Raw genomic sequence first — 26,161 nt, 5'->3', positions numbered from 1 at the left:
TCACACGGTGCGAAAAAAATTTTGAATTGATCAATTGCGGGGCAAGATGCCAATTTAACAACAAAATTTAGTTGAATTTTTTACGTGACAATTCAAATAAATTAATTTAGTTGTAAAAAAGGTGCTGCTCAAAAAGCACTCAGAATATTGGAGAACGCAACGTGAACCCACTCATAATAACTAGTAACACCAAAGTTTCAGGCAAGCTCACAAGAACCCTACTCGCCAGTGCTATCTCAACACTGCTTTGCACGCCCGCAGCATTTGCTCAAGACGCGGAAGCAGAGAAGAAAAGTGGTACCAATGCGATGTTGGAACAAATTACGGTGACTTCGCGTAAAACCGAAGAAAACCTCCAGGAAGCGCCATTATCGGTTACCGCATTTTCGGGCGCGGGCCTTGAAGCCCGAGGTATCGAAAACATCGTTGAAGTCGGTTCGGTAACGCCTAACCTGACCTATCAGAACAACCCCGGAGCCGGAGCGTCCTCTTCCGTTGCTACCGTGTATATCCGTGGTGTGGGTCAGCGGGACTTCCTGGGTACTATCGATAATGGCGTCGGTTTTTACATTGACGATGTCTACATCGCCCGCACCGTAGGGGCTAACGTTGACCTGCTGGATATAGACCGCATTGAGGTATTGCGCGGTCCACAAGGCACCCTGTTTGGGCGTAACAACATCGGTGGCGCACTGGCGATCCATACCAAAAAGCCTAATGCCGATACCGAAGCCTTTGTGGACGTAACCCTGGGTACCGACTCACTGCAAAAATTCAAGTTTGGCGGTAATGTCGCACTCACCGACCACCTGTTTGCCAATATCGCGCTGTCTGATACCTCACAGGACGGCTATGTAAAACGCCCTGCCGGCGGTGATTTAGGCGATGACAACAGCACAGCCGCGCGGGCTAGTTTGTACTGGGAGCCCAGCGACGACTTAAACATTCAGTTAAGCGGTGATTACTCTACCGAAGAGGAAAACGGCCCGGCCTTTACACTGAACTATATCGATTTGTTCCTGGCCGATGGTTTTCCCGGTTTTTACAACAACGTGACCGCGGCAGCGGATTGTGCTTATCCTGGCGGACTGACCTCAACTAATCCCGTTTGTTATAACAATCAGTGGCTGTCTGATGACACTAACTACGGTACCGCACCGACCTTTTCGAACACCGATACCTGGGGTCTGAACATGCGGGTTAACTGGCAAATTAACGACTCACTCTCGTTTAAATCCGTGACCGCGTTCCGCTCACTGGATGCCGAATTTGCCCGTGACGCCGACGCTTCCCCGCATACCGTTGTTACCTTCTATGATGATTTTGAAACCGAACAGTTCTCGCAGGAATTCCAACTGCAGGGTACGTCTTTTAACGACAAACTCGAGTGGATAGCCGGTTTATATTACTTCGACGAAGACGGCTATAATTTTAACCGCCTTAATTTTGCTATCGCTCAGTTTGACAGTGATAATGATTTCACTACGACCAGTCAGGCAGTATACCTACAGGGTACCTATCACCTTACCGAACAGCTGGATCTGACCTTAGGTCTGCGTTACACCGACGAAGAGAAGACCTTTGATCCGGTACAAACTGTTGGACCAAACAATATCGGTATTCCAATTGGTGCGCCCATACTGCCACTGGGCCTGAACGAGCGCGATACCCAGGAAACCACACCAATGGCTAACCTGGCTTACTACGCCAACGACGATTTAATGCTGTATGCCACATACTCTGAAGGCTTCCGTTCCGGCGGTTATGTTCAGCGTATTTTCCCACCACTGGCGGTAGTGCCGGAATTTGAACCTGAATACGTAAAAGCCTATGAAGCAGGCTTTAAATACAATTCAGGTGATTTAGTCCTCAACGGTGCCGGTTTCTTTATGGACTACACCGATATTCAGGTACGCACGCAAAACCCCGGCTTTGTGGGTTTCTTTGAAGCCAACGTGGGTAATGCTGAAATTTCAGGTTTTGAACTGGAAACCAAGTGGGCCTTTGCCGAACAATGGTTCTTCGAAGGTGGCTTAGGTTACACCAATGCAGAATACACCAGCATTGATGTTGAACCGCCATTGGTGGCCGTTATTACCACCGAGAGCGAGTTTGACCACGTGCCGGAATGGTCGGTAACCGCCAGTTTAGCCCGTGATTTCTATTTTGATGGCGGCAGCATGCTGACTGCCCGGGTAAGTGGTGACTACCATACCAGTTACTTCAATAACCCGGAAAATACGCCACAAACCAAAACACCGGAAATCGCTATCTACAACGCGGCGTTGATTTGGAAATCGGCCGATGACACCTACGGCGTGGATTTTGGCATCAAGAACCTGACCGACGAAGTGTACATTTCCTCGGGTTATTACAACCCCACCATTGGTACGTCGGAGCTAATTCTTGACCGTGGCAGACAATGGTACGCGTCGTTCCGTTATACCTACTATTAAGTTTTTACCAACAACATGTGCCGGGCGTTCTGCCCGGCGCAATCTTTGCTTAACCTCTGAGTACACCATTTGAGGTCTGTTCGTAGATGGGGAAATTGAATGAAAATTCACAGTAAATTTCTGGCTTTTACGCTGGCTGTAGCCAGTTTTTCCGTTTTTTCCGCCGACGACGATGTCGCCTGGCCGGTGCATGGTGGCACCAATAAAGAGCAACGCTTCAGTCCGCTGGACAAAATAAACACCCAGAACGTCGACCAGTTATCACTGGCCTGGTACGTCGATTTACCCGAAGCCCGTGGTCAGGAAGCCACGCCACTGGTAGTTGATGGCGTAATGTATACCTCTGCGGCCTGGAGTCACGTATACGCTATAAACCCGGTAACGGGTGAAGTACTGTGGCACTTTGACCCGAAAATTGATAAATCCTATCGCATTAAAGGTTGCTGCGGCCCGGTAAACCGCGGCGTAGCCTACGATAATGGCACCATTTTTATTGGCGCCTACGATGGCCACCTGATTGCGCTGGATGCTAAAACCGGCAAGCAAAAATGGTCGACCTTAACTGTCGATCAGTCACAAAGCTATACCATTACCGGCGCGCCACGAGTAGCCAACGGTAAAGTCTTTATTGGTAACGGCGGTGCTGAGTTTGGCGTACGCGGCTACGTATCGGCGTATGATCAAACAACCGGTGAGCTGGTGTGGCGCTTTTATACCGTTCCCGGGGACCCGAATAAACCGCAGGAATCAGCCATCCTGGAAATGGCCGCCAAAACCTGGGCCGGTGATTACTATAAGCTCGGCGGTGGTGGCGGTACAGTGTGGGACACCATTACCTTTGACCCCGAGACCAACCTGATTATATTTGGCGTAGGCAATGGTAGCCCCTGGAATCCGCGTATCCGTTCAGCCGGTAAGGGTGACAACCTGTTCCTGTCTTCCATTGTCGCGGTTGATGCCGACAGCGGCGAATATAAGTGGCATTACCAGACTACGCCCCAGGAGGGCTGGGATTACACCGCCACCCAAAACATCATTTTTACCGAAATGGAAATTGACGGTAAAACACGTAAAGTCCTGATGCAAGCACCTAAGAATGGCTATTTTTACGTGCTTGACCGTGAAACCGGCGAGTTCCTGTCGGCCAAAAACTATGTGCCCACCAACTGGGCAACCCATATCGACGAAAACGGCAAGGCTCACGTTAATCCCGAGGCTAAATACTGGGACTACAAAGAACCCAAAATTGTGATGCCTTCTACCTTTGGTGCCCACAACTGGCATCCCATGAGCTACAACCCAAACCTGAATCTGGTGTATATCCCGGCCCATGAAATTGCTTTTCCGTATCAGGATGAGCCGGGCTTTAAATACAAAACCCAGGCGGTAAATCTGGGTTCAGAAATGCTGGCGCCGGGCTTTCCCGAGGATCCTAAGGTGCGCAAAATGATCAAAGCTGCGAACAAAGGGCATCTGGCAGCCTGGGATCCGGTGGCGCAAAAGGAAGTGTGGCGGGTGCAGTACCCGGGACCGTGGAATGGTGGCACACTGGCTACTGCTGGCGACCTGGTATTTCAGGGCAGTGCCGCGGGATTTCTTAATGCCTATGATGGTAAAACCGGCGACAAGCTGTGGCAGTATCCGGTGCAAACCGGCATTGTTGCACCGCCAATTTCCTACAGTATCGATGGCGAGCAATATATTACGGTGTCGGCCGGATGGGGCGGAATTTTCCCGCTGTTAACCGGCCCGCTAACCCGGATTGCCAAAGAGCACCCGGTGAATGTCAGCCGCTTACTCACCTTTAAAATCGGCGGTAAGGAAGATCTATCGGAATTGGTGCTCAATGCGCAGGACTTACCGGATATGTCTTCCGTCACCGTTGATCCCGAAGTGAAAAAGAAAGGCCACTGGACATTTGAATATTATTGTTCAGCGTGCCACGGTACCAGCGCCATGAGTGGTGGTGTGACTCCTGATCTGCGCTTTACGCCAGCGCTCCCTAACAAGGATTTATGGCAATCAATAGTCCATGACGGTGCGCTTAAAAAACGCGGTATGGTACCTTTTGGTAATGTACTCAGCCGTGAAGAGATCGAGCAAATTCGTCAGTACGTGATTACCCAGAATCAGTATGCGCGTAAGCAGGGAGACACTGTGCGCTATACCCCCAAAAGATAAACGGATACCGGGCGCTGGTCGCCCGGTCAGTCCACCGGATAAATAGCAAGAGGACACGTTATGCAACAATACGCCCTACAAATTAACGGCAAGCCGGTAATGACCGAGCAAACCTTTGACGTCATTGACCCGGCACTGGGCAAACCTTTCGCCGCCTGTTCAAAGGCCGACGCTGCATTAGTTAATAAGGCCGTGGCAGCCGCCAGCGAGGCATTTCCGGCCTGGCGTAACACGCCACTGACTGAACGCGCCGCACTGCTAAACAAACTGGCGGATGCTATGGAAGCTAATATGCCAGCGCTAATGGAACTGGTGACCCGCGAAGTAGGCAAGCCCATGGGCGGCCTGAACGGCATTGGTTCGGGGATGGAAGTGGGCGGCGCTATCGCCTGGACCCGTTACACCACCTCGCTGCAACTGCCAGTTGATGTACTCCAGGATGACGATGCAATGCGGGTTGAAGTGCACCGCAAACCATTAGGGGTAATTGCCTCTGTAACGCCCTGGAACTGGCCCTTAATGATTGGTATCTGGCACATTATGCCAGCGCTGTTGGCCGGTAACACGGTAGTGATGAAACCATCAGAATTCACCCCTCTGTCAACTATCAAAATGGTTGAACTGGCCAATGAGATTCTGCCTGCCGGCGTACTTAATCTGGTGGCCGGTGACGGTGAAACCGGCAGCGTTCTGACCACCCATAAAGACGTAGCTAAAATTGTCTTTACCGGCTCAACGGCCACCGGCAAAAAGATAATGGAAGGTGCATCGGCCTCATTAAAGCGTCTCACCCTGGAATTAGGCGGTAACGACGCGGGTATACTGTTGCCTGACTTCGATATGGCCTTGCTGCCTAAACTGTTTACCACCTGTTTCCATAATAATGGCCAGACCTGCGCCTGTCTGAAGCGTTTGTATGTGCACAGCAGCATTTACGACGAAGTCGCAAACGGACTGGCAGCCATTGCCCGTGACACCATTGTTGGCAATGGCCTCAACGAAGCATCACAGTTAGGACCGGTGCAAAATAAAATGCAGTTCGATAAGGTAATTGATCTTGCCGCGGCCACTAAAGCACAGGGTGCTACCATTTTAAGTGGCGGCGAACCGCTGGATACCGAAGGCTACTTCTTCCCGCCAACGGTTTACGCCAATGTAAAAGATGGAGATCGCATTGTTGATGAAGAGCAGTTTGGCCCGCTGTTACCGGTAATCAGTTACGACGATATCGACGAAGTCATCAGCCGCGCTAACCAAAACGAAAATGGTCTGGGCGGCTCGGTCTGGTCAGCTGATATTGGTAAAGCAGCCGAACTGGCAAAGCAGCTTGAAACGGGCACCGTATGGATTAACGAACACGGTGCCGTGCAACCTAACGCGCCATTTGGCGGTGTTAAGCAGTCTGGTCTGGGTGTGGAATTTGGTGACTACGGGCTGGATGAGTACGTGTCATTACAAACCCTGATGATCCCCAAAGCCAGCTAATTTACCCAACGAGTCTCCGTAGGCTGGCCCGGCAACCGTTGTCGGGCTGGCCAATTTATCCCAACCCTTTAAGCAACCAGGCTTTTTCCAGTGCTGGCACTTTTCCTTTAAGACCCCCTTCCAGAGATTCGCTGGCAAGCATCTCAATATCACAATACTTGCCGTAGTGGTGCTCAATTTCCAGGGTAGATATAGCAAAAGGCGGGCCCGCAATGGCTGACTGATCGTACTCAAAGGTGATCAGCAACTGCCGCGCCCGGGGTGCCAGCCCACAAATACGCTGACCATACTGCGCTCGCATATCTTCGGGTAAAGCTACCAGTGCGGCGCGATCATAAACCACATCTACCGACCCGAGCTGCTCGGGCGTCAGGGCAAAGAAATCGCCACAATACAGCGTGATATCCGGCGCAGAATAACGCTCCAGATGACCGCAGGTTTCGATGGTTGGCGTAACTCCAAGCCCCTCGAAATACTGAGTAACAGCCAGTTTACTAAGCTCAATACCGACCACTTCGCAGCCGCGCTCAAGCAAAAACGTCATATCATTAGACTTACCGCACAAGGGCACAAAAACACGACAAGGCTCGTTAAGACCTAATTGATCGGCAAATTTAAGCAACATGGGGTGGATATCACTTTGGTGAAAGCCAATCTCTCCTTTTTCCCATTTATCATGCCAAAACGTATGCTCCACGACTTCTCCTGTAGTTAACACTGATTGCTGCGAGTCAGTTTTTTATTTTATACACAATACGTATAGCCTCAAGGTTTAGCGCATTTTGTGTTTGCCCGGAAAGTAGCGATATAGTGGGCAGCGCACGGAGCGAACCGGCTAAAACGATCTGTTTGTGCGCTAAACGCATATTAATCAAAGTAAATTTTCACTGACAGGGATACTGCATGTCATTACCCACCAGACCGATCACCCGCTTCCGACTGCTTATGGCATACCTTACAATGTTGCTGACCTTTGGCATTCTGGACGGGATCTGGCTGGGTGCAATTGCTAATCAGTGGTACTTTGGCAGTTTGTCTTCGTTACTGCGCGAACAGTTTATTACCTGGCCCTGGCTGGTGTTTTACCTGGCTTATTGTGCCGCCACACTTTATTTAGCGGTGGTTCCGGCATCAGGTCACTGGCAGCAGGCCGCGGTAAAAGGGGCGGTGCTGGGCGCAACGGCCTACGGTGCTTATAATCTGACTAACTATTCTATTGTGGCCAACTGGCCTTTACCCATTACTCTGATCGACTGGAGCTGGGGGACGCTGGCAACAGCAGTGGTAAGTACCAGTGGCGCACTGGCGTTAAAACTAAAACATTAGCTGGCAGACTGCGGTGACAGGCTATCACAGCCATAATTCGTGATACACTAAGCGCGTATTTGATTAAACAGGACACCCTATTCATGACTTGGATGCGTCAGGCTTTGCTTAACGTGTTTCGTCTCCCGGTTAAGTGGCTGGTAAAAACCAACAGTATTCCTGCCGATGTGGGCAGCGAACTCGGCATTGATAAATCACGCCCTATTATCTATTTGTTGCCCACCGACTCGGTCACCGACCAGCTGGCACTGCAAATGTCAGCCAGCAGTCTGGGGCTGCCCAGCCCGGTAAGTAAAGTTACCCTGGCGGGTAAAGATTATCCTGGCAGCCTGTTTTTGCGCCGCTCAGAAAACCTGTTTCGTAAGCAACGACAGCATACCGATTTAGAGCCGGTGATCACCGACCTGTTTCAATGGCACCGTGAGCATACCGGACTGGATGTTCAGGTAGTGCCGGTATTTATTACCTGGGGCCGCGCGCCGGGCAAAGGCAAACCCGGCCTGGCCGACCTGCTGACCCTGTCAGCCGCGCCAAGCTGGCTACGCAAATTCTTCATCGTTTTGTTTTTAGGTCGCGATACGTTTATCAGTTACAGCCGGGCCGTGTCATCCCGGGCCATGACCGATCAGCACAGCACCGACGCAAAGCTTGCGCATAAACTGGCCCGGGTTGCCAGTACCCATTTCCACCGTAAGCGACAGGCCATGACCGGCCCGACATTGCTGGAGCGCCAGGCACTTAACAATGCGGTGCTAGGATCAGAAATGGTCCGCAATGCCATTAGCGAAGAAATGCGCGTGAAAAAACTCAGTGCTGATGAGGCCCGTAACGTTGCCGCTGGTTACCTTAAAGAGATTGCTGCCGATTACCGGGAAGGACTCATCCGCTTTGGTGACCGACTGTTAACCCGGATTTGGAATAAAATTTATAACGGTATCAGTGTCGGTCACGCTAATCGCATCCGCGAACTGGCCAACAATGGCCATGAAATCATTTATATTCCCTGCCACCGTAGCCATATGGATTATCTGTTACTGACCTACGTGATTTATCACGAAGGTTTGGTTACACCACATATTGCCGCCGGTATTAACCTGAATTTCTGGCCAGTGGGCGGCATATTCCGCCGTGGTGGCGCGTTTTTCCTGCGCCGCAGTTTTGCCGGCAATAAGCTCTACACCGCGGTTTTCAGAGAGTATCTGGAGCTGCTGTTTAAAAAAGGGTATGCAGTAAAATACTACCCTGAAGGCGGCCGTAGCAGAACAGGCCGACTGATCCCGCCGAAAACCGGCATGCTGGCGATGACCATTCAGGCCGCGGCTAAGGGCATCAACCGACCAATCAGTTTAGTGCCGGTTTATATTGGCTACGAAAACGTAATGGAAGTGAAAAGCTACCTGAGCGAACTGAAAGGCGGTGCCAAAAAGAAAGAGTCTAACTGGCAGGTTTTTTCGGCTATTAAAAAGCTTAAAAATTATGGCCATGGCTACGTAAATTTTGGTGACCCCCTTTCGCTGAATCAGTTTCTGGACAGTAAAGCGCCGGACTGGCGCGGCAGTCAGAGTCTGAACCCGGAGAAAAAGCCCGCCTGGCTTACGCCTACGGTAAATAGTCTGGCTGGCGAGCTGATGACTCGCGTTAACAGTGCTGCCGCCATTAACGGTATGGCCCTGACTTCACTTTGCCTGCTGGCGTCTAAAACCCAGACCATGAGCAAAACCGAGCTGACCCAGGCCATGACTGACTATCTGGCCCTGTTTGCTGTGGCCCCTTACAGTAAAAATGCCACTTTGCCCAAAGAGGATGCCAAAGCCCTGCTGGAGCACACGCTTTCCCTTAAGCGTCTGAATGTCAGCGAAGATCAGTACGGAACTTTGATTAGCCCGCAGCCGGATAACGCGGTATTTTTAACTTACTATCGCAACAATATTATTCATTTGTTTGCCCTGCCTGGCATCATCATGACCGCTGTTTTTGCCCATGGAAAGCTGGAAAAAAACGCCATTCTGCAATTAATTGCGGCACTCTATCCGTTATTGCAGCGGGAACTGTTTTTGCACATGTCACAGGATCAGGCGCTGGCCTACACAGCAGAACTGATTGATGCGTTTAAGCAAGTGGGAATGTTGCAGCAAAAAGGCCGCTACCTCGCACCACCAGAGTCAGAAAGCGAGCAGTTTCATTCCAGCTGGCTGTTGAGCCGCTGTATGCAGGAAACCTTGCAGCGCTACGCCGTGGTACTGACCATTTTAAAACGTGAAAAATCCATCAGTCGCAACGCGCTGGAAAAAGAAAGTAAAACCGTGGCCGAGCGTTTATCCAGGCTTTATGGCATGCATTCACCGGAGTTTTATGACAAAAATGTACTCTCCAGTTTTATTAGCGCCCTGCGCGATAATCACTGGTTGGATGCAGCCGAAGACGGCAGTCTGAAGTACTCCGAGGAAGCCTCTGCGCTACGCAAGGATATAATGGCATTAGTCTGGCCAGAAATTGTCCAGCATTTACAGCAGAACATTCTGCAAGCCGACAGGGAACCCCACGATAATGAAAAAGTTTGATTTAGAATTACTCAGCGAATTACGCGCTCAGGCCGAAGCCAGCCCACGTCGCCGGGCTCATCACAACGTGCATGAAGATTACCAGCAGGTTGTGCAGCGATTGTTTGTGTGCATGCTGCCAGACTCCTATGTACGTCCCCATCGCCACAGTGACGCCCACAAATGGGAATTTTTCATGGTAGTTGACGGCTGTTTAGAACTGCTGTTTTTTGATGATGCAGGCACCCTAACTGAGCGGTTGGCACTGGGACCGGGCAGCGATTGCCTGGGTGTCGAAATTCCACCAAATACCTGGCATGCAACGGTTTGTCATGCACCAGTGACCTTTGTGGAGGTGAAGCAAGGCCCCTATGAACAAACCGGAGATAAAGACTTCGCGGCCTGGGCGCCAGTCGAAGGCGATGAAGCGGTGCCGCGCTTTCTTGAAAATATGAAAGTATTGCGTCCGGGATACTCACTAAAAACAGCCTGACAGGGTATAAAAGCGGTTTAGTCTTACATTTTTTACCCCGTGAGACAGTAAGCAGATTTGCACGACAAACCTAAGCTGCAATTCCAAAAAACCCTGATAAAATACTTTATCTACAACAGGTTAGAGTCCATCCCGGTTCATCTCTGCCTAATGACGACCGGGCAATTCCGGTAACATATCCTTTCTACCGTGTTATTTTCCAGGCCATAACCTGTGTGTTTTCCGCAGAGTCCCGCTCTGCATTTTCAGCCGTGATTGAGAGGAAGCAGTCACGCTGATTTCGTCACTTCCTCTTGTTTTTTGTATTAAGGACATGAAATGAAAAAAGCACTCTTTTTGCTAACCACTGGTCTGCTAGCCGCTGCCAGCAACGTTAATGCAGCAGAAACCCTTTCTCCTTCTATCTATGCTGGCGCAAGTGCCGTGTACGTAGATTACTCAGAAGGCGACATCGATATGGACCTGGGCGCTATTTTGGGCCGTGTTGGTACCCAGTTAACCGACTATGTTGCACTGGAAGCCCGTTTAGGTACTGGCGTTTCTGACGATTCACTGTATGGCGTGGAACTGGAACTAAACTACATGTACGGCCTGTATGCCAAAGCCGGTTTTGAAAACAATGGTTTCTATCCGTACGTGGTTCTGGGTTACACCAAAGGCGAATTAGAAGCCAGCTACGGCGGTTACCATGAGAACGCCAGTGACAGCGATTTGAGCTACGGTGCAGGCATTGATTACGCGTTCACAGATCGTGTTAGCGGCAACATCGAGTATATGTCTTATCTGGACAAAGATGGCTACGAATTAAACGGTTTTAGTGCTGGTTTTACTTACAAGTTCTAAAGCCAGAGGCCAGCCGCTGGTTATCGCTGGCGGCTGGCTGAATCGTCGGCAATTACTAGCGCCCCGATGCTTTGCGGGCTTCTTTAAATGAAGAATCGGCCTTCCAATGAGGCCAGTCACCATTGTTAGCAAGCTCTGCCATCACCTGACCGATTAAGTCTAAATCCTGCAAAACACCGCCTAATGACCAGCTGGCAAAATAGTCGTCACCTGATTTGTGATAGCGACTGGCAATAAACTGCGGATCGGTATCGCCAAGACTCATAAACAGATAAGACGGGATCCCCTGACGTGCCGCGGCAAAGTGATCAGAGCGGAAAAACAAGCCATTTTGCGGACGCGGATCCGGCTTAACAAACCGGCCCTGATTTTTCGCCACCCGGGCGACATAATCTTCCAGTTCAGAAACCCCTTCGCCGTACTGTAGCGTGTAATCGGTGGCATTGTTCACGTTCATACCGTCAATATTCAAAAACGCCACAATGTCTTTTGCCGGGACGGGCGGATTTTTGGCAAAGTGTTCAGCGCCTATCAGGCCGGTTTCTTCGGCCGTAAACGCACCAAACATTAACGTGCGTTTAAAGGGTTTTGCTTTTACCTGCGCTTTAAACACCCGGGCCAGTTCCAGTACCCCGGCAACCCCGGAAGCATTATCAACGGCACCGTTTAATACCACTTGCTTAGCATTTTCCATACCCATACCAAGCCCGTCCCAGTGAGCATGCAATGCAACCCACTCATCAGGGTTTTGGCTGCCTGGTAAAATAGCCGCGACGTTTTGTGAGGCTTTGTGTTCAATACTATTACGCAGCGCCAGTTTAACCTGTTGCTTTAAATCGATGGCTTTAAAACCCGGCTGGCCCGCCGCTTTTTTAACGGCCCGATAATCGACCCCCGCCGCACTGAAGACCTTTTCAGCAGCGCGTAACGTCATCCAGCCCATGACACCCACTTTGGACTGATTTTGCTGATTATCCACCAGCGTATACTTAGGCGTGGTCCCTCCCGCCTGCACCACACCCCAACCATAACCGGCGGCCATGGTTTCATGTACGATAAAAACAGCTTTAGCACCCTGGCGGGCGGCTTCTTCGTATTTGTAAGTCCAGCGACCGTAATAGGTCATGGCCCGGCCATTAAAAAACGCCTTGTCACCCGACGTGAACCCCGGGTCGTTGACCAGCACAATCACGGTTTTACCCTTAACGTCGATACCGGCGTAATCGTTCCAGTTATATTCCGGCGCGTTGATGCCATAACCGGCAAACACCAGGTCATTATCCAGGGTAATCTCTTCGCTGATACGCTCGGTACGAGCAACAAAATCACTGCCATTAACCAGGCTCAGATCACCCATCTGTAGCGCCATATTCTGATCGGCGGTTATTTTTGCCAGTGGCACTTCCTGAACATAACTTGTGCCAAATGCTGGTTGCAGACCCATGTCCTTAAACTGGCTAACCAGGTATTCAATGGTTTTGGTTTCACCGGCGGACAACGGGGCCCGGCCTTCAAATTCATCACTGGCCAGGGTTTTAACATCCTGACGGTAATTATCCAGATTGATGGACTGACCGATGGCTGACAGGTTTTCGGCCAGAGCCGCGGCACCAGTGCACGTTAGCGCGCCGCATAATAAGAGAGTTCTAAACATGATAATTATATTGAGCTACAGGTTGGCACAGGGTAGCGAATTCACCGCGGATGCTCAAACCAGACAGGATTGATGCACCAACAGGCACGGTTAAGCAAAAGCCCAACGACTCAACCTTTAGTTCATTTTTGCTGTTACAGCGGGGCGGAATACAAATTTAGCGACTACTTTGAGAATGATTAGCAGTACATTGTGTTCAGAGGTAGGCGTTATGCACAAATACATCCCGTTACCGGCTATTTTACTCCTTGCTGCGTGCGGCGGAGGCGGTAGCTCAGAAACTAGCGCTCCGGCCCCGGCCCCTGCTCCGGCGGGCAATGCGCCTGCTGCTCAGGTTGGCGGCGGTGATGTAGCAACGGTACCAGCCAGTTTTGACTTTAGTAACTTTGTTCAGCAAACCGTGAGTTTTAGTGTCCCGGATGACTTATCCGGTCAGGTAAACTTTAAACTTACCGCCAGTTGGGATGATAAAATTCAGGACTTGTATCTGGGCCGCTCGCAGGCAGGTGAGCAGATATCGGTTACCGTAAACATTCCGAGTATTATCGACCTCGTGACCATTGAATATATGGCCTACGATGTGGCTACCGACACTGCCCAGGTAAAAATTATGGAGGTAGCACTATGAAGCCTCTGTATGGGTTAAATTCCCCCGGTATATTGTTACCACTTATCGCCAGCGCCTTGGCGGTTAACTGCTATGCCGAGTCACATTTAATCAGCGATGTGATTCAGTCCAGCGGCACCGGCGCCATCACGCTGGCTGACGAAACCGCTTTGGGCGCGACCGTTGCCGAACGGATGCAGCGATTGGAAAGCTTGCGTTTAGAACACAACGGTAAGCTGGTATTTGCCGTGGATATTAACGAAGCAGCCAGTGGCACTGAAAAGGCCGAAACTCAGGCTGTTGCGATAAAGTCAGCGGTATTAACCGTTACGATTAACGGTGATAGCTTTAGTTACAGCCAGTACACCACCCGTACCAAGTATCTGCTGGCTGAGGGTAACCAATCTGCTGCCGAGCGCAGTTTGTATTACACCCTGCTTGGTCGTACCGGTTCCAGCCAGATAACCGGCTCGGTATCCAGCATTGCCGCCGATTTTGACGCCACGCTAAGCTTTCCCCTTGATATTGATATCAGTAACGCCAGCGAAGTCACGCTGAATATTGAGCTGCTGAAAACCAACGGCAAACTTGGCGATCCGGAATTGTTTTACGACTATTCCAACGGTTTTGAAGACATGGCGATTGTCGATAGCGTGGATGCCCGGTTTCTTGATTTAGAGGCAGCGGGGGTTGCCGAAGCACCAGGTGTATTTGATTTGCGTGAAGAAGATCCCGCCTTTACCCAGGACGGCTACTCCAACGAGTGGTACGCCTGGACCGCTTATCCGTCGGCAGATACCTACTATCTGGTAGGCTACGAAGATTTATTTCCCAACTTAGGTGACTATGACTTTAATGATCTGATCGTTGCTTACCGGGTCGAGTATGGCGTAGATAAATATTCGGAGATCAGCAAGCTGCGCGGCGAAGCCGTGTTGGTGACTCGCGGCGCTACGTATAATCACGACTGGCATTTACGCATTAATGCGCCGGGCATGTCGGGCGAAATTTCTGAGTCGATGTTTCCGCCCACGGCGGACGGATTACCCGGAGCAGACATCAGTGAACCTTATTTTGTTAACCGGCAGCGAACCTTTAGCGGCAACCTGGATCTACAGGCGTTTAAAGACACTAAAACCATTTTTGCTCCGGCGACAGGGTGCAGCTTTACCAATACCGAAAAGGACTGTGAAGCGGTTGATAAATTTGTTCAGGGGCCCAAATACACCTTCAGCGTGGCGTTAGATCAGGGGGTTACTTTCAGTAACGCCGAACAGCCCCCGTTTGATCCTTATTTATTTGTTCACCGGGAACGTGCTGATGGCAGTACTTTTGCCTACGAGATCCATTTGCCGGATAAACGCCTGGCCGGTGACAGAACAAGCAATGGCTATCAGGCCAGCAATAATACCAACGATAACTTTACCGACGACAACGGTTATCCCTTTGCGATGATTTTCTCTACCGACTGGCTGCCACTGATTGAAGGGCACAATATTAGCCGCGGCTACAGTGAGTTTATTCCCTTTGTAGAGTCATCCGGCACCCGGTACCAGGACTGGTACCTGAACAAAGATATGCAAAGCATTTACGATACCAAAGAAGCCGACAACAGTAATAAATGGCATTGGTAACCGGCCAATGCCAGCAGACTTGATCTTAGTTTGCCTCGGTGGCGACTTCAGGGATCGCAACCGGTTTGAAGTGATACCAGCCGGCATAGCTATACAGAATAGAAATGCCAATCACCAGCCAGTGATACCATAAAAACGGCAGGTAGGTGAGGGTACTCACGCCCAGTGTGGTAGCCATAAAAATACCGCCGTCGGTCCACGGGATCATCGGTGTTGTCACCGTGCCCCCCGATTCGACATTACGGGAAAGCACCCGTCTGTCGATACCCAGTTGTTCATAATTACGTGAGGTTATGGTGCTAGCGGTCATTATGGAAACATAAGCAGCGCCTCCAAGTGCGTTGCCCAGTACGCCACTTAACAGGGTAGCAAGCCCCAGACGGCCCGTACTGGTAGCCCAGTGCTGCAATGAATTACATACCGAAGCCAGCACACCAATGGACTCCATAAGACCACCCAGTCCCATGGCCAGTATTACCAGCAGGATGGTTGAAAGCATGGAGGTGATGCCGCCGCGGTTAAGCAGGATTTGCAAAAACTCTACGTCAGTATCAATAAAGTTACCGTGGTAAAGACTGTTAAAAGCAGTGGTGGCCGAGGCTTGTTCAAACATCATCGCCCAGATAACACCCAGTACGGCGCCAAAACAAATCACCGGAAAAGACGGCATTCGCATCATCAGCATGCCAATAACAATTAATGCTGGCAGCAACATGTACCAGCCAATCGTATAATGACCGGCAATAGCATCCATTACCTGTTGCGCGGTACCAGTGCTGCCATCGTGCTCGAACCCTAAGCCCACCAGCAAGAACGCCGATGCAGCTATAACACAGGCTGGCACACTGACGTAAAGCATCGATTTAATGTGAGCGATAAGATTGACCTGACACATAGAGGCTGTCATGACGGTGGTGTCTGACAAAGGCGAGAGTTTATCGCCCACGTAAGCACCAGAAATTGCCGCGCCAGCTACCAGCGCCGGCGGCAAACCAAAACCGGCACCGATCCCCATCATGGCAATACCAGCGGTGCCTGCGGTACCAAAGGATGTGCCGGTAGCCAGCGAGGTAATAGCACAAATAATAAAGGCCGCCGGTAAAAACAGTGACGGATCCATTACCGATAAGCCCAGATAAATGATATTCGGTACTATGCCACCCGCCATCCAACTGCCAATTAAAGCACCAACCGAAATCAGGATCAGGATCGCTTCCATCCCCTGGGTTACGCCACCGATGATACCCTTTTGCAACTGATGGTATGTGTAGCCAAGGTACTTACCAAACCCCATGGTCGCAAACCAGCAACCAATAAACGCCAGTTGGATGGGTAGGTCGAGCTGATGCGCTACAACAAAAATGATAACCAGCAAAGAAGCGGTAAGCAGTAGAATTTCGGTAAGAGAAGGCAGTCGCTGTTGTCGCATGAAAATCCCGTGACCTGTAGCGCTTGGCTGCCGCAACAGAACGGCATTACTACAATAGATATTATTCTGTATACTTTTTATCCCACATAAGAATATGAATGTAAAGGCAGTTTTGGCTTAGTTCATTTATCAACTGAACCTTTCTATTTCAGAGCGTCTTAACAGGATATACTTCTTTAATCATCAAACCCGCCACCGTAGCAGGTAACTACTTTACTCAATCAATATGGCGCTGATATGGCCGTGACCGATTTACTAGCGTTGTTACCAGATACAGCGATGGCATAAAGACATCTGCAAACAGTGTGCGAATCACTGATGAGAATGATACTCTAAGAATTAAAAGAGTACTGGTAAACTTGCTCCAGTCTTCAACAGGCTGACAGTTACCTACCCCAAGCTTGCTCTTACATCTGCAATGGTAATGAAGAGTTTGTTTTCGGCATCCTTAAATACTTGAAAGCCATAGCGCTCATAGAATTGTATTGCACCGTCTTTTGCATCAACGATAACCACCGGAAATGCAACACTATCACTAGCAGCTAATAGCTTTCGGAGCGCGTCAACAAGTAGCCACTCACCAAAGCCTTTGCCTTTGTATCTCTCATCAATAGCGAGGCGGGCAATAAGACCACCAGAGGTTGATGATTGGTGCTTCTTTTGCAATTTTTCGGGTAATGCCTTTAAGTCAATTGGTGTCATTGTTAGTGTGTAAAAGCCGATGATATATGACGTATCAGTATCATCTTCCAACACAAAGGTTCTGGTGTTGTCTTTCTTTACTTGCTGGCTTGCCATTACTTTTAAGTAATTATTTAAGGCCGTGACACCACAGTTGAATCGGTTTCTATCGTGTTTCGCTTTATCCAGAAGTACCGTATTCATTATTGAGTTTTGCTTTCGTATCGCTCAGATGCAGCTTTTAGCTTTGAGTTAGGGGTTGCAGGGCGATCTAAAGCTTCCATTAGCAACATCGCATCATCCTGGCTTAGTTTTAAGGTTTGTTCACGCTCAATGATTTGTTTAGCCTTTTCAATCGCAGCACTTAGCACAAATGAGTTAATGCTTGTCATGCCAGCGATTGCGGCGGCCTGTGTAAGTAAATCTTGTGTATCCACATCAACTCTGGCGGTTATTCGAGGCAAAGTGGTAGCCATAATCAAGTCTCCTATTGTGTCAAAGTGTCACATAGGAATTATGTTCTTAAAGCGTACAAAAAGCAAACTTGTGTCACTTTGGCACATAAACCATAAACCAATGGATGAACAACAAGGTTAACAACGCCGCAGCAACTCTTACTCAGGCTGCCTTCACTGAGCATCGCGGTGCCTATTTTGACTCTGTCTCGGGTACCCTTAACCATATTCTGGTAGCAGATATTATCTGTCTGAAGCGTTACACCAAGCATCCGATGGATTTCCCGGCGCTTGCACCGGTTTTAGCATTGCCAGACCCGGCCAGTTTAGATGCATTATTGGTTTATTTCATCCTTAGCTTTTAATGATTGCTCAGTAAGTAGAGCAGAAACAAATCTTTGATAAACACCATTCTTGTTTGATACGGCATTATTGAATGCGCAAGTATTTGCCACATCTAACCGTTCAATCCTTTGCTGAATGTAATCGCATCCACAAAAAGTTTTAGCTATTGAGGCTTCATCGCTCACAACATCTTGTGTAACTTCTCTGTTCAGACCATCGTAAGTAGTGACAACGCCTGTACCAGTCAGAAAATTTTGACCGGCACGCGTTCGTTATTTTTTCTCGCGAAAAGCGCGGACTGTTATTCCGAATAACAATAGAAGGAGTAAAGGTCCTGGAGCCCCTCCCCCACCTCCCGAGCTGCCTGAAGTGCCGGGATTTGAAGGTGTGCTTGTAACCTGATTTTCTATAGTAAGACTAATGCTATCCGTTACTGTTTCTCGGCCATCACTTACGGCAAGTTGTATTACCGCAACTGCATTGGCTGAAACGGTTGGAGCTGTAAATGTTGGATTAATGGTATCTGCTCCTCCTATTGTTAGCGTTGGCCCACTCAGCTGAGTCCATTCATAGGTTAAAGTCTCGCCATCAGCATCAGTCACACTCACCTCAAGAGTAATGCTGTCCCCCTCTTTCACAGTGGCAGTATCTGCCATTGTGATAATAGGTGCCGCGTTTGGAGTACTATCTACTACTACCAGAATAGGCTGCGAAGATGTCAGTCCATCAGAAGCTATCACTTCAATTCCGGCCTTATCCCCGTCATTCAGAGTAAACTCAATTGTGTTATCAGATATCTGGCTGTGGGTCAGTGTATTAGTTACAGCAAAATTAAACTTAGACCATGCAGTATTGTCGCTCGAAACAGTCACTCTGAATGCATTATCACCTAAATCGATAATTTCAGAAGTTAGCGCAACAATAGGTCTCAACGGAATGCTTTCGCCAAATAATTGCGTACCGTCTTCAACAGGTAGAGAAACCGCTCCATTTGCCTCGCCTGTTTGTGTGTAATTTTCACTTACAAAGTACGCAACCCCATCAGTTGTAAGTTCAAAACCAACAACCGTTTTAAACCCTGGACTGATTTCATTATTGTAACGCGTTCCAATATAATCAAAATCCGCAAATGGCCCACGATAATTATCCCAATACTCAATAGCTTGTGGCATTCCCGAATTATGACGCTTTCCCCATACCCAAGCTTTACCTTGTGAATCTAAAGCTAAATAGTGCTGAGCAACCTGAACCACCTTAGTAATATTCATTAGTGGCTCGCCCGTTTCAGCATTAATTGGTGACACAATGTATTCAGCTGCTAACTGTTCTTGGTTGTTGCCACCGCAGTAATTGTTACAAGCACCCCAAATATATAAATCACCATCGTAAGAGACCGCCATCCCGTGGGATCCTTTATCATCCAGCATAATTTGGCGTATGTTAGCAGATAGTTGGCTAAATCCTGTTTCTGCTGGATGTAAAAAGTCTTCTGGAGCCTGGTCTGGTTTAAAAAATTGCCAAATGGAATCTCCCCATACTTTTACCCTCCCCACATTATCAAGTATCAGTACTGCTCCCACGAGGTTATAATCTGTATACTCTCTGCTGACAGCAATGTCCTTAACATGGCGAACCGGCTCTCCGCTGCCATCGACCAGCTCAATCGCTTTCGATACAAATCCATGATTTAACCCGTTAAAACTAAGTGTATTCCCCCATTCATGAACGGTACCATCTGCATGAATAGCGGCAGACCAGAATCCTGTTGTTACTACCTTAACCACATTTTCTAATGGTTTGTCATCGGCATCTACTACCAGCGTAGGCGTTAACAAAAACCAATCTGTAGCGCCTGTACCTAATAATCCTCGTCTAAACGTATTAAAATATTCCCTGTTATTACCAAAAGCCAATACTCTGCCTTCATCAGTAATAACGTAATTATTGCCGTTATTGCCATGACCTTTAGCGACGCCCTTGATATTGCCTAACGGGTTACCGCCATTATCTATCCCAAATTGAAATAGAGCTGTATTTGAGACAGCATCTGCTTCGTTATAATAAGTAATTCCGTCACCGTTTTGCCCCATACTGCCGCGGCCAAAAGTGCGAAACAGCCCGGAATTATCCACAAAAGAGAGGGATATGTCGTTTCTATAATTAGTTAGCAAGCCTTCTGCATAATATGAGCTAGCAGATAGTTCTGGTATTTTAGGAAAAAGAGAGGCATAGCCTTCAACGCCATCCCCTAAAGCAGTGACTCCACAAGCTGATATGCCTTGTATCCAGTACTGATAGCGCTGTTCAGGCTGAATATCTTTATCCAAGTATGTCATGGGTAATCCGCGAATTACCTCTTCAGCGGAAAAATCGGTTATCGTTGCTATGATTTCTGCCGCCTGGGATTCGCTCTCACGGTAAATATCAAAAGACGAGTAGTAGTTAAGAGGCAGCCAGCGTAAGGTAATTGCATCAGCACTTTGCCCCTTCGAAGCAAAAACGGGAATTGATAGAGCGCTACAAGGTTGCTTTTCAAGCAGGTATTCACCGTTACTTAAAAGGCTAACTTTAAGCACTAAGTCACTTATAACTATAAATTCTCCGTCCGTGTATATGCCTTGAGGGTCGTTACCATCTTTATCGTGGTCTGCGTCATATACAATTGGCATAGGATCAAATTTATGAACCACAACACCACTTTGTGGAATGTTAAAATCATAATCGGTTTTATCCTCCAAGGTTGTGCGGCGTGCTTCAATGGAGTATTCATTAATACCATCATGGTAATATGCCAGACGATACGACGTTTCCGGCACATTCTCTGGTTGCCAAGAAAGTGGAGCTAGTGAAAATGACGTGGTCTGGCTATCAATGCTGAGTACTTCACTATCGTTAAGCCAGCCCAGCTCATATTTATTCGCACCAATGGTATGTACATTATTTACAGGGTAAGTTGTTGATGAACTGTTTCCACTTATAAAACCGCGAAAAACACCGTAACTACTCATTACGTCCCATAATGAGCCATAGTCTTCGCTCACATGATCACGTGAATGATGTAAGCCCAATGCGTGCCCAAATTCGTGTGCTACCACGTTTAATGCAAAACGCGCTTCACCATTAACATCTTCAAATTGGTCAAACAGATCGGGGTAAGATAATATTGTGTTGCCACCATAAGTATCTGGTGTAAATAATCCAAGTACCTTTCGCCCCTGACTTCTAAAACCTTCATTAACAATTAAATTGATAATGTCAAAATTATCAGGCTGCGCCGTTTCGCCAGATTCTGTCAGCGCGGTCAAACAACTCTCAAATAACCCCTGATGATCGGTAATCATCCCTGTACTATGATTAATAAACAGAGAAGAGTCAGCATCAACTGTCACCCAATTTGGTACTACCTCACTTCCTGCAAAAGTTATTTTTCCATATGCGTTAGTTTGCCAAAAGTCGAAAAGACTCGGGAATTCATCTAACAATAAATACGATTCAAATTCTGTTGGTGATATGGTTTCAGAGGCGTTCTGCGCCGTTGTGAAATCACAAAATACGTTGAGCACTTTAAAATTGCCTAAAGCATGTGTAGATGAATTGCTGAAGGTTTGAGTGGAATTATCTGGCGTATTGGCACTAACAGCAAATACCGCCAGAAATGAAAAAGTCAGTATGACTAAATTTAGATTTGTAATTTTTACCTGATTTAACATCAATCTTCCTTAATTCATTCTTTTTAAAGCTGCAGCCTTGCCTACACAAAATTACCTTACATTTTTCCCTGCCCATTATAAATGTGTGGCAGTGCCCTAATAAATCAATTGTTCTAATTTTAGGCAAACCCGAATCATTTTTAGTTGGTTAATTTGGCAATGTCAATTTTTTGTTAAGTTAGTCATGTAGAATGTGTGAAAACCCAAAAATTTCGAAAAGGCTTATCTTCACGAAAATAGTCTCTCTGTCTTTCAGGGTAGAGAATCTATTAAGTTCAAAACGTCCCATAAAAATGGACTGACACAATCAGCCTCGATAAACGATTAGGTTTGATTATTTAACTAATTTTCCTCCGTTTTGATCAGTCAAATTAATAAAGTAAGAGATATTAAACCTTAACTTAGAATTTTGCCCCCACACTCACAAAAGCCGTTAATCCACTACTCAATCTAACCAAACACCGGCATTACTATAGTGTGGTAATCCAGTGCCATGGTAATGCTGAGCAGAGTGATATTTAAAATAGAATAGCCAAACACTTTGCGAGCCCACACTACAGTATCGGTTTGCGCCTGGTACCCTTTTAGCGCCAGATACAGCCACCATAAACTGGTGGTGGCGGCAACAGCCATAAAGGCTATGCCAGTATACCCGTTGATTGGTAGCAGCAGGGTTACCAGTGCATACACCGCAATGTAGATCACAATATGATGTTTGGCTTTGGTAATACCCTGAGCTACCGGCAACACCGGAATTCCAGCCGCCTTGTAATCGTCATAACGGAAAATTCCAATGGCATAGGAGTGGGGCATTTGCCACAGGCAAAACATCAGCAGCAAAATTGCCGCGCCGCTGTCGAATTGTCCGCTTACAGCACAGTACCCTACCACCGGCGGCACCGCGCCGGATAAGCTCCCCACCAACGTGCCATACACCGAATTGCGCTTCATATACAGGCTGTAAATGCCCACGTATACCACATAACCAAGTATGGCAAAGGCCACCGCTGCGGCAGTGGTATACAACGCCAGCAGGGTAAAACCTGCAATACCGAGCACAACACCGTGAGCAAACGCTGCTGACAGTGACATTTCCCCGGTTACTGTTACCCGTGAACGGGTGCGTTGCATGCGGCTGTCGATATCGCGGTCGATGCCGTTGTTTATGGCACAACCAGAGGCCACTACCAGAGAAATACCCAGCAGGGTAGCCAGCATCAAAACGCCATCGATATTGCCCCGGGAAGCCAGTAAAAATCCGCCCGTGGTGGCAATCAGATTACCCATAATAATGCCAGGCTTGGTAACCTGCACATAGCGGTGAAAATAACGACGCAGATGCTGACTCATAACCGGCCTCAGTACATCATCATTGCGTTGGATTCGTAGATGATCCAAACCGATAAGCCAACCACCATCACGATAATAACGGCGCTGAACAAAAACGAAAATGTACTGGCTTTGCCATCTTCAGTAGTGAAGTTAAGGTGCAAAAAGTATTTCAAATGCACCCAGATTTGCACTATCGCCAGAGTAACTATGGTCCAGAGCAGGGTGCCTTTGCTGAACCCGCCATTCATGACTGCCCAGAACGGGATTACCGTTAAGATAACGGATAATACAAAGCCAATCAGGTAAGATTTAACGTCGCCATGACCATGGTCGGCATGGGCAGCCGTGTGCTGCCCCACAATATGTGATTCGCTGTGACTCATTACATCGCTCCCATTAAGTAAACCACGGTAAATACACAAATCCAGACAATGTCCAGAAAGTGCCAGAACAGGCTAAGACAGCTCAGGCGCGTGACGGTTTGATGGCCCAATCCGCGGCGCACCACTTCAATCATCATCACCGTCATCCAGATAAGTCCGGCAGTAACGTGTAAACCGTGTAACCCCACCAGCGAGAAAAACGCACTTAAAAAGGCGCTTTTTTGCGGGCCGTACCCTTCAGCGATCAGGTGATGAAACTCATTAATTTCCATGCCGATAAACACCGCACCAAAAGCAAAAGTCACGAGCAGCCAGCCAAGCGTGGCACGTTGCTTTTGCCCCTGGGCGGTGATCATGGCAAAGCCAAAAGTAATACTGGATAACAGTAGCGCAGCGGTTTCTATGGCCACATAGTCCAGTTCAAAAATATCCTTACCTGACACGCCACCAGCGGTGTTCATGTACAATACTGCGTAGGTTGCGAAGAACGACGCAAACAACAAACAGTCGGTCATCAGGTACAGCCAAAAGCCAAATACGCTGTGGCTGGTGTGTTCCTCGTGGCCGCCATGTTCATGCACAGCAGCATCCGGGGTTAAATAATTGGCTGCGGTATTCATGCAGTCACCTCCTTGGCCGCCGCAGCAGCATGGGCTTGTTCAATTTCATGCACTTCTTCTGGCATCACAAAGTAATCGACATCGCGGCTGTAGCAGCGCTTAATGTACACACCAATAGCGAACACCAGGCCCACAATCGCCAGCCACCAGATGTGCCAGATCATGGCAAAACCAAAACCGGTGAAGCCCAGACTCATCAGCACACCTGCCGAGGTATTTTTAGGCATGTGAATAGGCAGGTATTTGTCGAGTAATTTGTACGCGATACCTTTTTCTTTCATATCGGTCCAGGCATCAATGTCATGCACCGTTGGGATATGACCAAAGTTATAAAATTGCGGTGGTGAGGCGGTCGACCATTCCAGAGTGTGACCATTCCACGGATCGCCGGTGGTATCTTTAAGCTGTTTACGCTCCTTAAAGCTGACGTACAGTTGAATGAATTGGAAGATAATACCAAACATGATAATCACACCGCCGACCGCAGCTATGTAAAGCCACAGGTTCCACTCCGGATTATTGGTGTGATTCAGTCGACGGGTCATGCCGAGGAAGCCAAGCACATATAACGGCATAAAGGCCACAAAGAAACCTACCAGCCAGCACCAGAACGAGGCTTTGCCCCAGCCTTCATGGAGCTTGAAACCCATGGCTTTAGGGAACCAGTAGTTAAAGCCGGCAAAGTAGCCAAACACGGCGCCCCCCAGAATAGTGTTATGGAAGTGCGCAATCAGAAATAAGCTGTTGTGCAGCACGTAGTCTGCACCGGGGATAGCCAGTAACACACCGGTCATACCGCCAATGGTGAAGGTCACCATAAAACCGATGGTCCAGAGCACCGGCACGGTAATCCGCAACCGACCGCGGTACATGGTAAATAACCAGTTAAACAACTTAGCGCCGGTGGGTACCGCAATGATCATGGTCATCACCCCAAAGAAGGCATTCACATTGGCACTTGAACCCATGGTAAAGAAATGGTGCAGCCACACGATAAAGCCCAGAATGGAGATAGCGCCACTGGCGTAAACCATAGACTTATAGCCAAATAACCGCTTACCGGTAAAGGTAGAGATAACCTCAGAGAAAATACCAAAGGCAGGGAGAATTAAGATATACACCTCAGGATGTCCCCACGCCCAGAACAGGTTGATGTACATCATGGCGTTACCGCCAGCTTCGTTAGTGAAGAAATGGAAGCCTAAGTAACGGTCCAGTGTCAGCATGGCCAGCACGGCAGTTAAAATGGGGAACGACGCCGCAACCAGAATATTGGCCCAGGTACAGGTCCAGGTAAAAATTGGCATTTGCATTAAGCGCATGCCCGGTGCACGCATCTTAAACACGGTAACCAAAAAGTTGACCGCGGTTAACAGCGTGCCCATCCCCGAGAGCTGCAAGGCCCATATGTAATAGTCCACCCCCACGCCGGGACTGTAAGCCAACTCTGATAATGGTGGGTAAGCTACCCAGCCGGTGCGGGCAAACTCACCTACGGCCAGCGAGATATTGATCAGAATGGCACCGCCAGCAGTAAGCCAGAAGCTCAGGTTGTTCAAAAACGGAAACGCAACATCCCGTGCCCCAACTTGCAGCGGCACAATAATATTCATCAGTCCAATCATAAACGGCATGGCCATAAAGATAATCATGATCACACCGTGGGCCGAGAAGATTTGGTCGTAGTGTTCCGGCGGCAAATAACCTGCTGCGCCGTTAGTTGCCAACGCCAGTTGTGAACGCATCATAATGGCATCGGCAAAGCCGCGTACCAGCATCACCAGGGCCAGCACAATGTACATGATGCCTAAGCGTTTATGGTCAATAGAGGTGATCCAGTCATGCCAGAGTACGCTCCATTGCTTGTATTTGGTAATGAGCCCGGCAATCACCAGACCCACAACGGCTACCACTGCAAGGGTAACCATAATAATCGGCTCATGGTAGGGCACCGATTCAAGTGTGAGTTTTCCAAAAATCGACATGC

At 48.6% G+C, this 26,161-nt stretch carries 20 protein-coding genes; 10 read left to right on the top strand and 10 right to left on the bottom strand.

All coding sequences use genetic code 11. From position 1 onward, the window contains the following. Positions 1-161 precede the first annotated feature (161 nt). From BFC17_RS15365 to BFC17_RS15355, 3 genes are all read left to right on the top strand, one after another. Positions 162-2,456, top strand: coding sequence for a TonB-dependent receptor (locus BFC17_RS15365; RefSeq protein WP_070177379.1), 2,295 nt, complete (start codon positions 162-164; stop codon positions 2,454-2,456). Between the two features lie 99 nt (positions 2,457-2,555). Continuing rightward, positions 2,556-4,637: a PQQ-dependent dehydrogenase, methanol/ethanol family gene (locus tag BFC17_RS15360; protein WP_070177378.1), complete on the top strand. Its 2,082-nt coding sequence runs from the start codon at positions 2,556-2,558 to the stop codon at positions 4,635-4,637. Positions 4,638-4,697: 60 nt separating this feature from the next. Further along, positions 4,698-6,122, top strand: a complete 1,425-nt coding sequence (locus BFC17_RS15355; RefSeq protein WP_070177377.1) for an aldehyde dehydrogenase family protein — start codon at positions 4,698-4,700, stop codon at positions 6,120-6,122. Positions 6,123-6,177: 55 nt separating this feature from the next. Here BFC17_RS15355 and tmpT read toward each other — a convergent pair whose 3' ends face one another. Beyond that, positions 6,178-6,819, bottom strand: a complete 642-nt coding sequence (gene tmpT / locus BFC17_RS15350; protein ID WP_070177376.1) for a thiopurine S-methyltransferase — start codon at positions 6,817-6,819, stop codon at positions 6,178-6,180. A 206-nt stretch (positions 6,820-7,025) separates the two neighbouring features. Between tmpT and BFC17_RS15345 the strand changes: the two genes are divergently transcribed. The 4 genes from BFC17_RS15345 (at position 7,026) to BFC17_RS15330 (ending at position 11,324) form a co-directional block, all read left to right on the top strand. Then, positions 7,026-7,448, top strand: a complete 423-nt coding sequence (locus BFC17_RS15345; protein ID WP_070177375.1) for a DUF2177 family protein — start codon at positions 7,026-7,028, stop codon at positions 7,446-7,448. 83 nt (positions 7,449-7,531) lie between these two features. Continuing rightward, a complete protein-coding gene (plsB, locus tag BFC17_RS15340; protein ID WP_070177374.1) occupies positions 7,532-10,009 on the top strand; it encodes a glycerol-3-phosphate 1-O-acyltransferase PlsB in 2,478 nt (825 codons plus the stop codon). Further along, positions 9,996-10,481, top strand: coding sequence for a WbuC family cupin fold metalloprotein (locus BFC17_RS15335; RefSeq protein WP_139142101.1), 486 nt, complete (start codon positions 9,996-9,998; stop codon positions 10,479-10,481). The genes plsB and BFC17_RS15335 overlap by 14 nt, the downstream gene beginning before the upstream one ends. 318 nt (positions 10,482-10,799) lie before the next feature. Next, the gene (locus BFC17_RS15330; RefSeq protein ID WP_070177373.1) at positions 10,800-11,324 is read left to right on the top strand and encodes a porin family protein; all 525 of its coding nucleotides are present in this window, start codon (positions 10,800-10,802) and stop codon (positions 11,322-11,324) included. 55 nt (positions 11,325-11,379) lie between these two features. On the opposite strand, the gene BFC17_RS15325 is transcribed toward BFC17_RS15330, so the two are convergent. Then, entirely contained in the window at positions 11,380-12,978 is a 1,599-nt protein-coding gene (locus BFC17_RS15325; protein WP_070177372.1) for a M28 family metallopeptidase, read from the bottom strand. A 211-nt stretch (positions 12,979-13,189) separates the two neighbouring features. Here BFC17_RS15325 and BFC17_RS15320 point away from each other — a divergent pair, with 211 nt between their 5' ends. Beyond that, a complete protein-coding gene (locus tag BFC17_RS15320) occupies positions 13,190-13,606 on the top strand; it encodes a hypothetical protein (protein WP_070177371.1) in 417 nt (138 codons plus the stop codon). After that, entirely contained in the window at positions 13,603-15,219 is a 1,617-nt protein-coding gene (locus tag BFC17_RS15315) for an LruC domain-containing protein (protein ID WP_070177370.1), read from the top strand. Before BFC17_RS15320 ends, BFC17_RS15315 begins: the two co-directional genes overlap by 4 nt. Positions 15,220-15,244: 25 nt before the next feature. Here BFC17_RS15315 and nhaC read toward each other — a convergent pair whose 3' ends face one another. The 3 genes from nhaC to BFC17_RS15300 form a co-directional block, all read right to left on the bottom strand. Beyond that, positions 15,245-16,648 (bottom strand): Na+/H+ antiporter NhaC, encoded by a 1,404-nt coding sequence (nhaC, locus tag BFC17_RS15310; protein ID WP_070177369.1) that lies wholly within the window; start codon positions 16,646-16,648, stop codon positions 15,245-15,247. 390 nt (positions 16,649-17,038) lie between these two features. Beyond that, positions 17,039-17,536, bottom strand: a complete 498-nt coding sequence (locus tag BFC17_RS15305) for a GNAT family N-acetyltransferase (protein WP_070177368.1) — start codon at positions 17,534-17,536, stop codon at positions 17,039-17,041. Continuing rightward, the gene (locus tag BFC17_RS15300; RefSeq protein ID WP_070177367.1) at positions 17,533-17,805 is read right to left on the bottom strand and encodes a type II toxin-antitoxin system TacA family antitoxin; all 273 of its coding nucleotides are present in this window, start codon (positions 17,803-17,805) and stop codon (positions 17,533-17,535) included. Before BFC17_RS15300 ends, BFC17_RS15305 begins: the two co-directional genes overlap by 4 nt. A gap of 104 nt (positions 17,806-17,909) precedes the next feature. On the opposite strand from BFC17_RS15300, the gene BFC17_RS15295 reads away from it, so the two are divergent. Next, the gene (locus BFC17_RS15295; protein WP_070177366.1) at positions 17,910-18,149 is read left to right on the top strand and encodes a DinB family protein; all 240 of its coding nucleotides are present in this window, start codon (positions 17,910-17,912) and stop codon (positions 18,147-18,149) included. Positions 18,150-18,401: 252 nt separating this feature from the next. Here BFC17_RS15295 and BFC17_RS15290 read toward each other — a convergent pair whose 3' ends face one another. The 5 genes from BFC17_RS15290 to cyoB all read right to left on the bottom strand — a co-directional run bounded on the left by BFC17_RS15290 (position 18,402) and on the right by cyoB (position 26,159). Beyond that, entirely contained in the window at positions 18,402-21,839 is a 3,438-nt protein-coding gene (locus tag BFC17_RS15290) for a PKD domain-containing protein (RefSeq protein WP_070177365.1), read from the bottom strand. A gap of 450 nt (positions 21,840-22,289) precedes the next feature. Then, complete coding sequence (gene cyoE, locus BFC17_RS15285) at positions 22,290-23,189, bottom strand: heme o synthase (RefSeq protein ID WP_070177364.1); 900 nt, start codon at positions 23,187-23,189, stop codon at positions 22,290-22,292. Between the two features lie 8 nt (positions 23,190-23,197). Then, the gene (cyoD, locus tag BFC17_RS15280) at positions 23,198-23,554 is read right to left on the bottom strand and encodes a cytochrome o ubiquinol oxidase subunit IV (protein ID WP_070177363.1); all 357 of its coding nucleotides are present in this window, start codon (positions 23,552-23,554) and stop codon (positions 23,198-23,200) included. Beyond that, positions 23,554-24,174 (bottom strand): cytochrome o ubiquinol oxidase subunit III, encoded by a 621-nt coding sequence (gene cyoC / locus BFC17_RS15275; RefSeq protein WP_070177362.1) that lies wholly within the window; start codon positions 24,172-24,174, stop codon positions 23,554-23,556. Before cyoC ends, cyoD begins: the two co-directional genes overlap by 1 nt. Then, positions 24,171-26,159: a cytochrome o ubiquinol oxidase subunit I gene (cyoB, locus tag BFC17_RS15270; RefSeq protein ID WP_070177361.1), complete on the bottom strand. Its 1,989-nt coding sequence runs from the start codon at positions 26,157-26,159 to the stop codon at positions 24,171-24,173. Before cyoB ends, cyoC begins: the two co-directional genes overlap by 4 nt. Positions 26,160-26,161 lie beyond the last annotated feature (2 nt).

Origin of the sequence: Marisediminitalea lipolytica (assembly GCF_001758465.1) — a bacterium.
Classification (GTDB): Bacteria; Pseudomonadota; Gammaproteobacteria; order Enterobacterales; family Alteromonadaceae; genus Alteromonas; species Alteromonas lipolytica.
Note: the sequence above shows the minus strand (reverse complement) of the source record. Positions and strands in the feature narration are given on the sequence as shown.

Excerpts from the sequence above, each read along its gene's own strand:
- BFC17_RS15345 (WP_070177375.1), top strand. The coding sequence starts at position 7,026 with ATGTCATTACCCACCAGACCGATCACCCGCTTCCGACTGCTTATGGCA.
- BFC17_RS15335 (WP_139142101.1), top strand. The coding sequence starts at position 9,996 with ATGAAAAAGTTTGATTTAGAATTACTCAGCGAATTACGCGCTCAGGCC.
- cyoD (WP_070177363.1), bottom strand. The coding sequence starts at position 23,554 with ATGAGTCACAGCGAATCACATATTGTGGGGCAGCACACGGCTGCCCAT.
- BFC17_RS15320 (WP_070177371.1), top strand. The coding sequence starts at position 13,190 with ATGCACAAATACATCCCGTTACCGGCTATTTTACTCCTTGCTGCGTGC.
- BFC17_RS15325 (WP_070177372.1), bottom strand. The coding sequence starts at position 12,978 with ATGTTTAGAACTCTCTTATTATGCGGCGCGCTAACGTGCACTGGTGCC.
- nhaC (WP_070177369.1), bottom strand. The coding sequence starts at position 16,648 with ATGCGACAACAGCGACTGCCTTCTCTTACCGAAATTCTACTGCTTACC.
- plsB (WP_070177374.1), top strand. The coding sequence starts at position 7,532 with ATGACTTGGATGCGTCAGGCTTTGCTTAACGTGTTTCGTCTCCCGGTT.
- BFC17_RS15330 (WP_070177373.1), top strand. The coding sequence starts at position 10,800 with ATGAAAAAAGCACTCTTTTTGCTAACCACTGGTCTGCTAGCCGCTGCC.
- BFC17_RS15290 (WP_070177365.1), bottom strand. The coding sequence starts at position 21,839 with ATGTTAAATCAGGTAAAAATTACAAATCTAAATTTAGTCATACTGACT.
- BFC17_RS15315 (WP_070177370.1), top strand. The coding sequence starts at position 13,603 with ATGAAGCCTCTGTATGGGTTAAATTCCCCCGGTATATTGTTACCACTT.
- cyoB (WP_070177361.1), bottom strand. The coding sequence starts at position 26,159 with ATGTCGATTTTTGGAAAACTCACACTTGAATCGGTGCCCTACCATGAG.
- cyoC (WP_070177362.1), bottom strand. The coding sequence starts at position 24,174 with ATGAATACCGCAGCCAATTATTTAACCCCGGATGCTGCTGTGCATGAA.
- BFC17_RS15360 (WP_070177378.1), top strand. The coding sequence starts at position 2,556 with ATGAAAATTCACAGTAAATTTCTGGCTTTTACGCTGGCTGTAGCCAGT.
- BFC17_RS15355 (WP_070177377.1), top strand. The coding sequence starts at position 4,698 with ATGCAACAATACGCCCTACAAATTAACGGCAAGCCGGTAATGACCGAG.
- BFC17_RS15295 (WP_070177366.1), top strand. The coding sequence starts at position 17,910 with ATGAACAACAAGGTTAACAACGCCGCAGCAACTCTTACTCAGGCTGCC.
- cyoE (WP_070177364.1), bottom strand. The coding sequence starts at position 23,189 with ATGAGTCAGCATCTGCGTCGTTATTTTCACCGCTATGTGCAGGTTACC.
- BFC17_RS15300 (WP_070177367.1), bottom strand. The coding sequence starts at position 17,805 with ATGGCTACCACTTTGCCTCGAATAACCGCCAGAGTTGATGTGGATACA.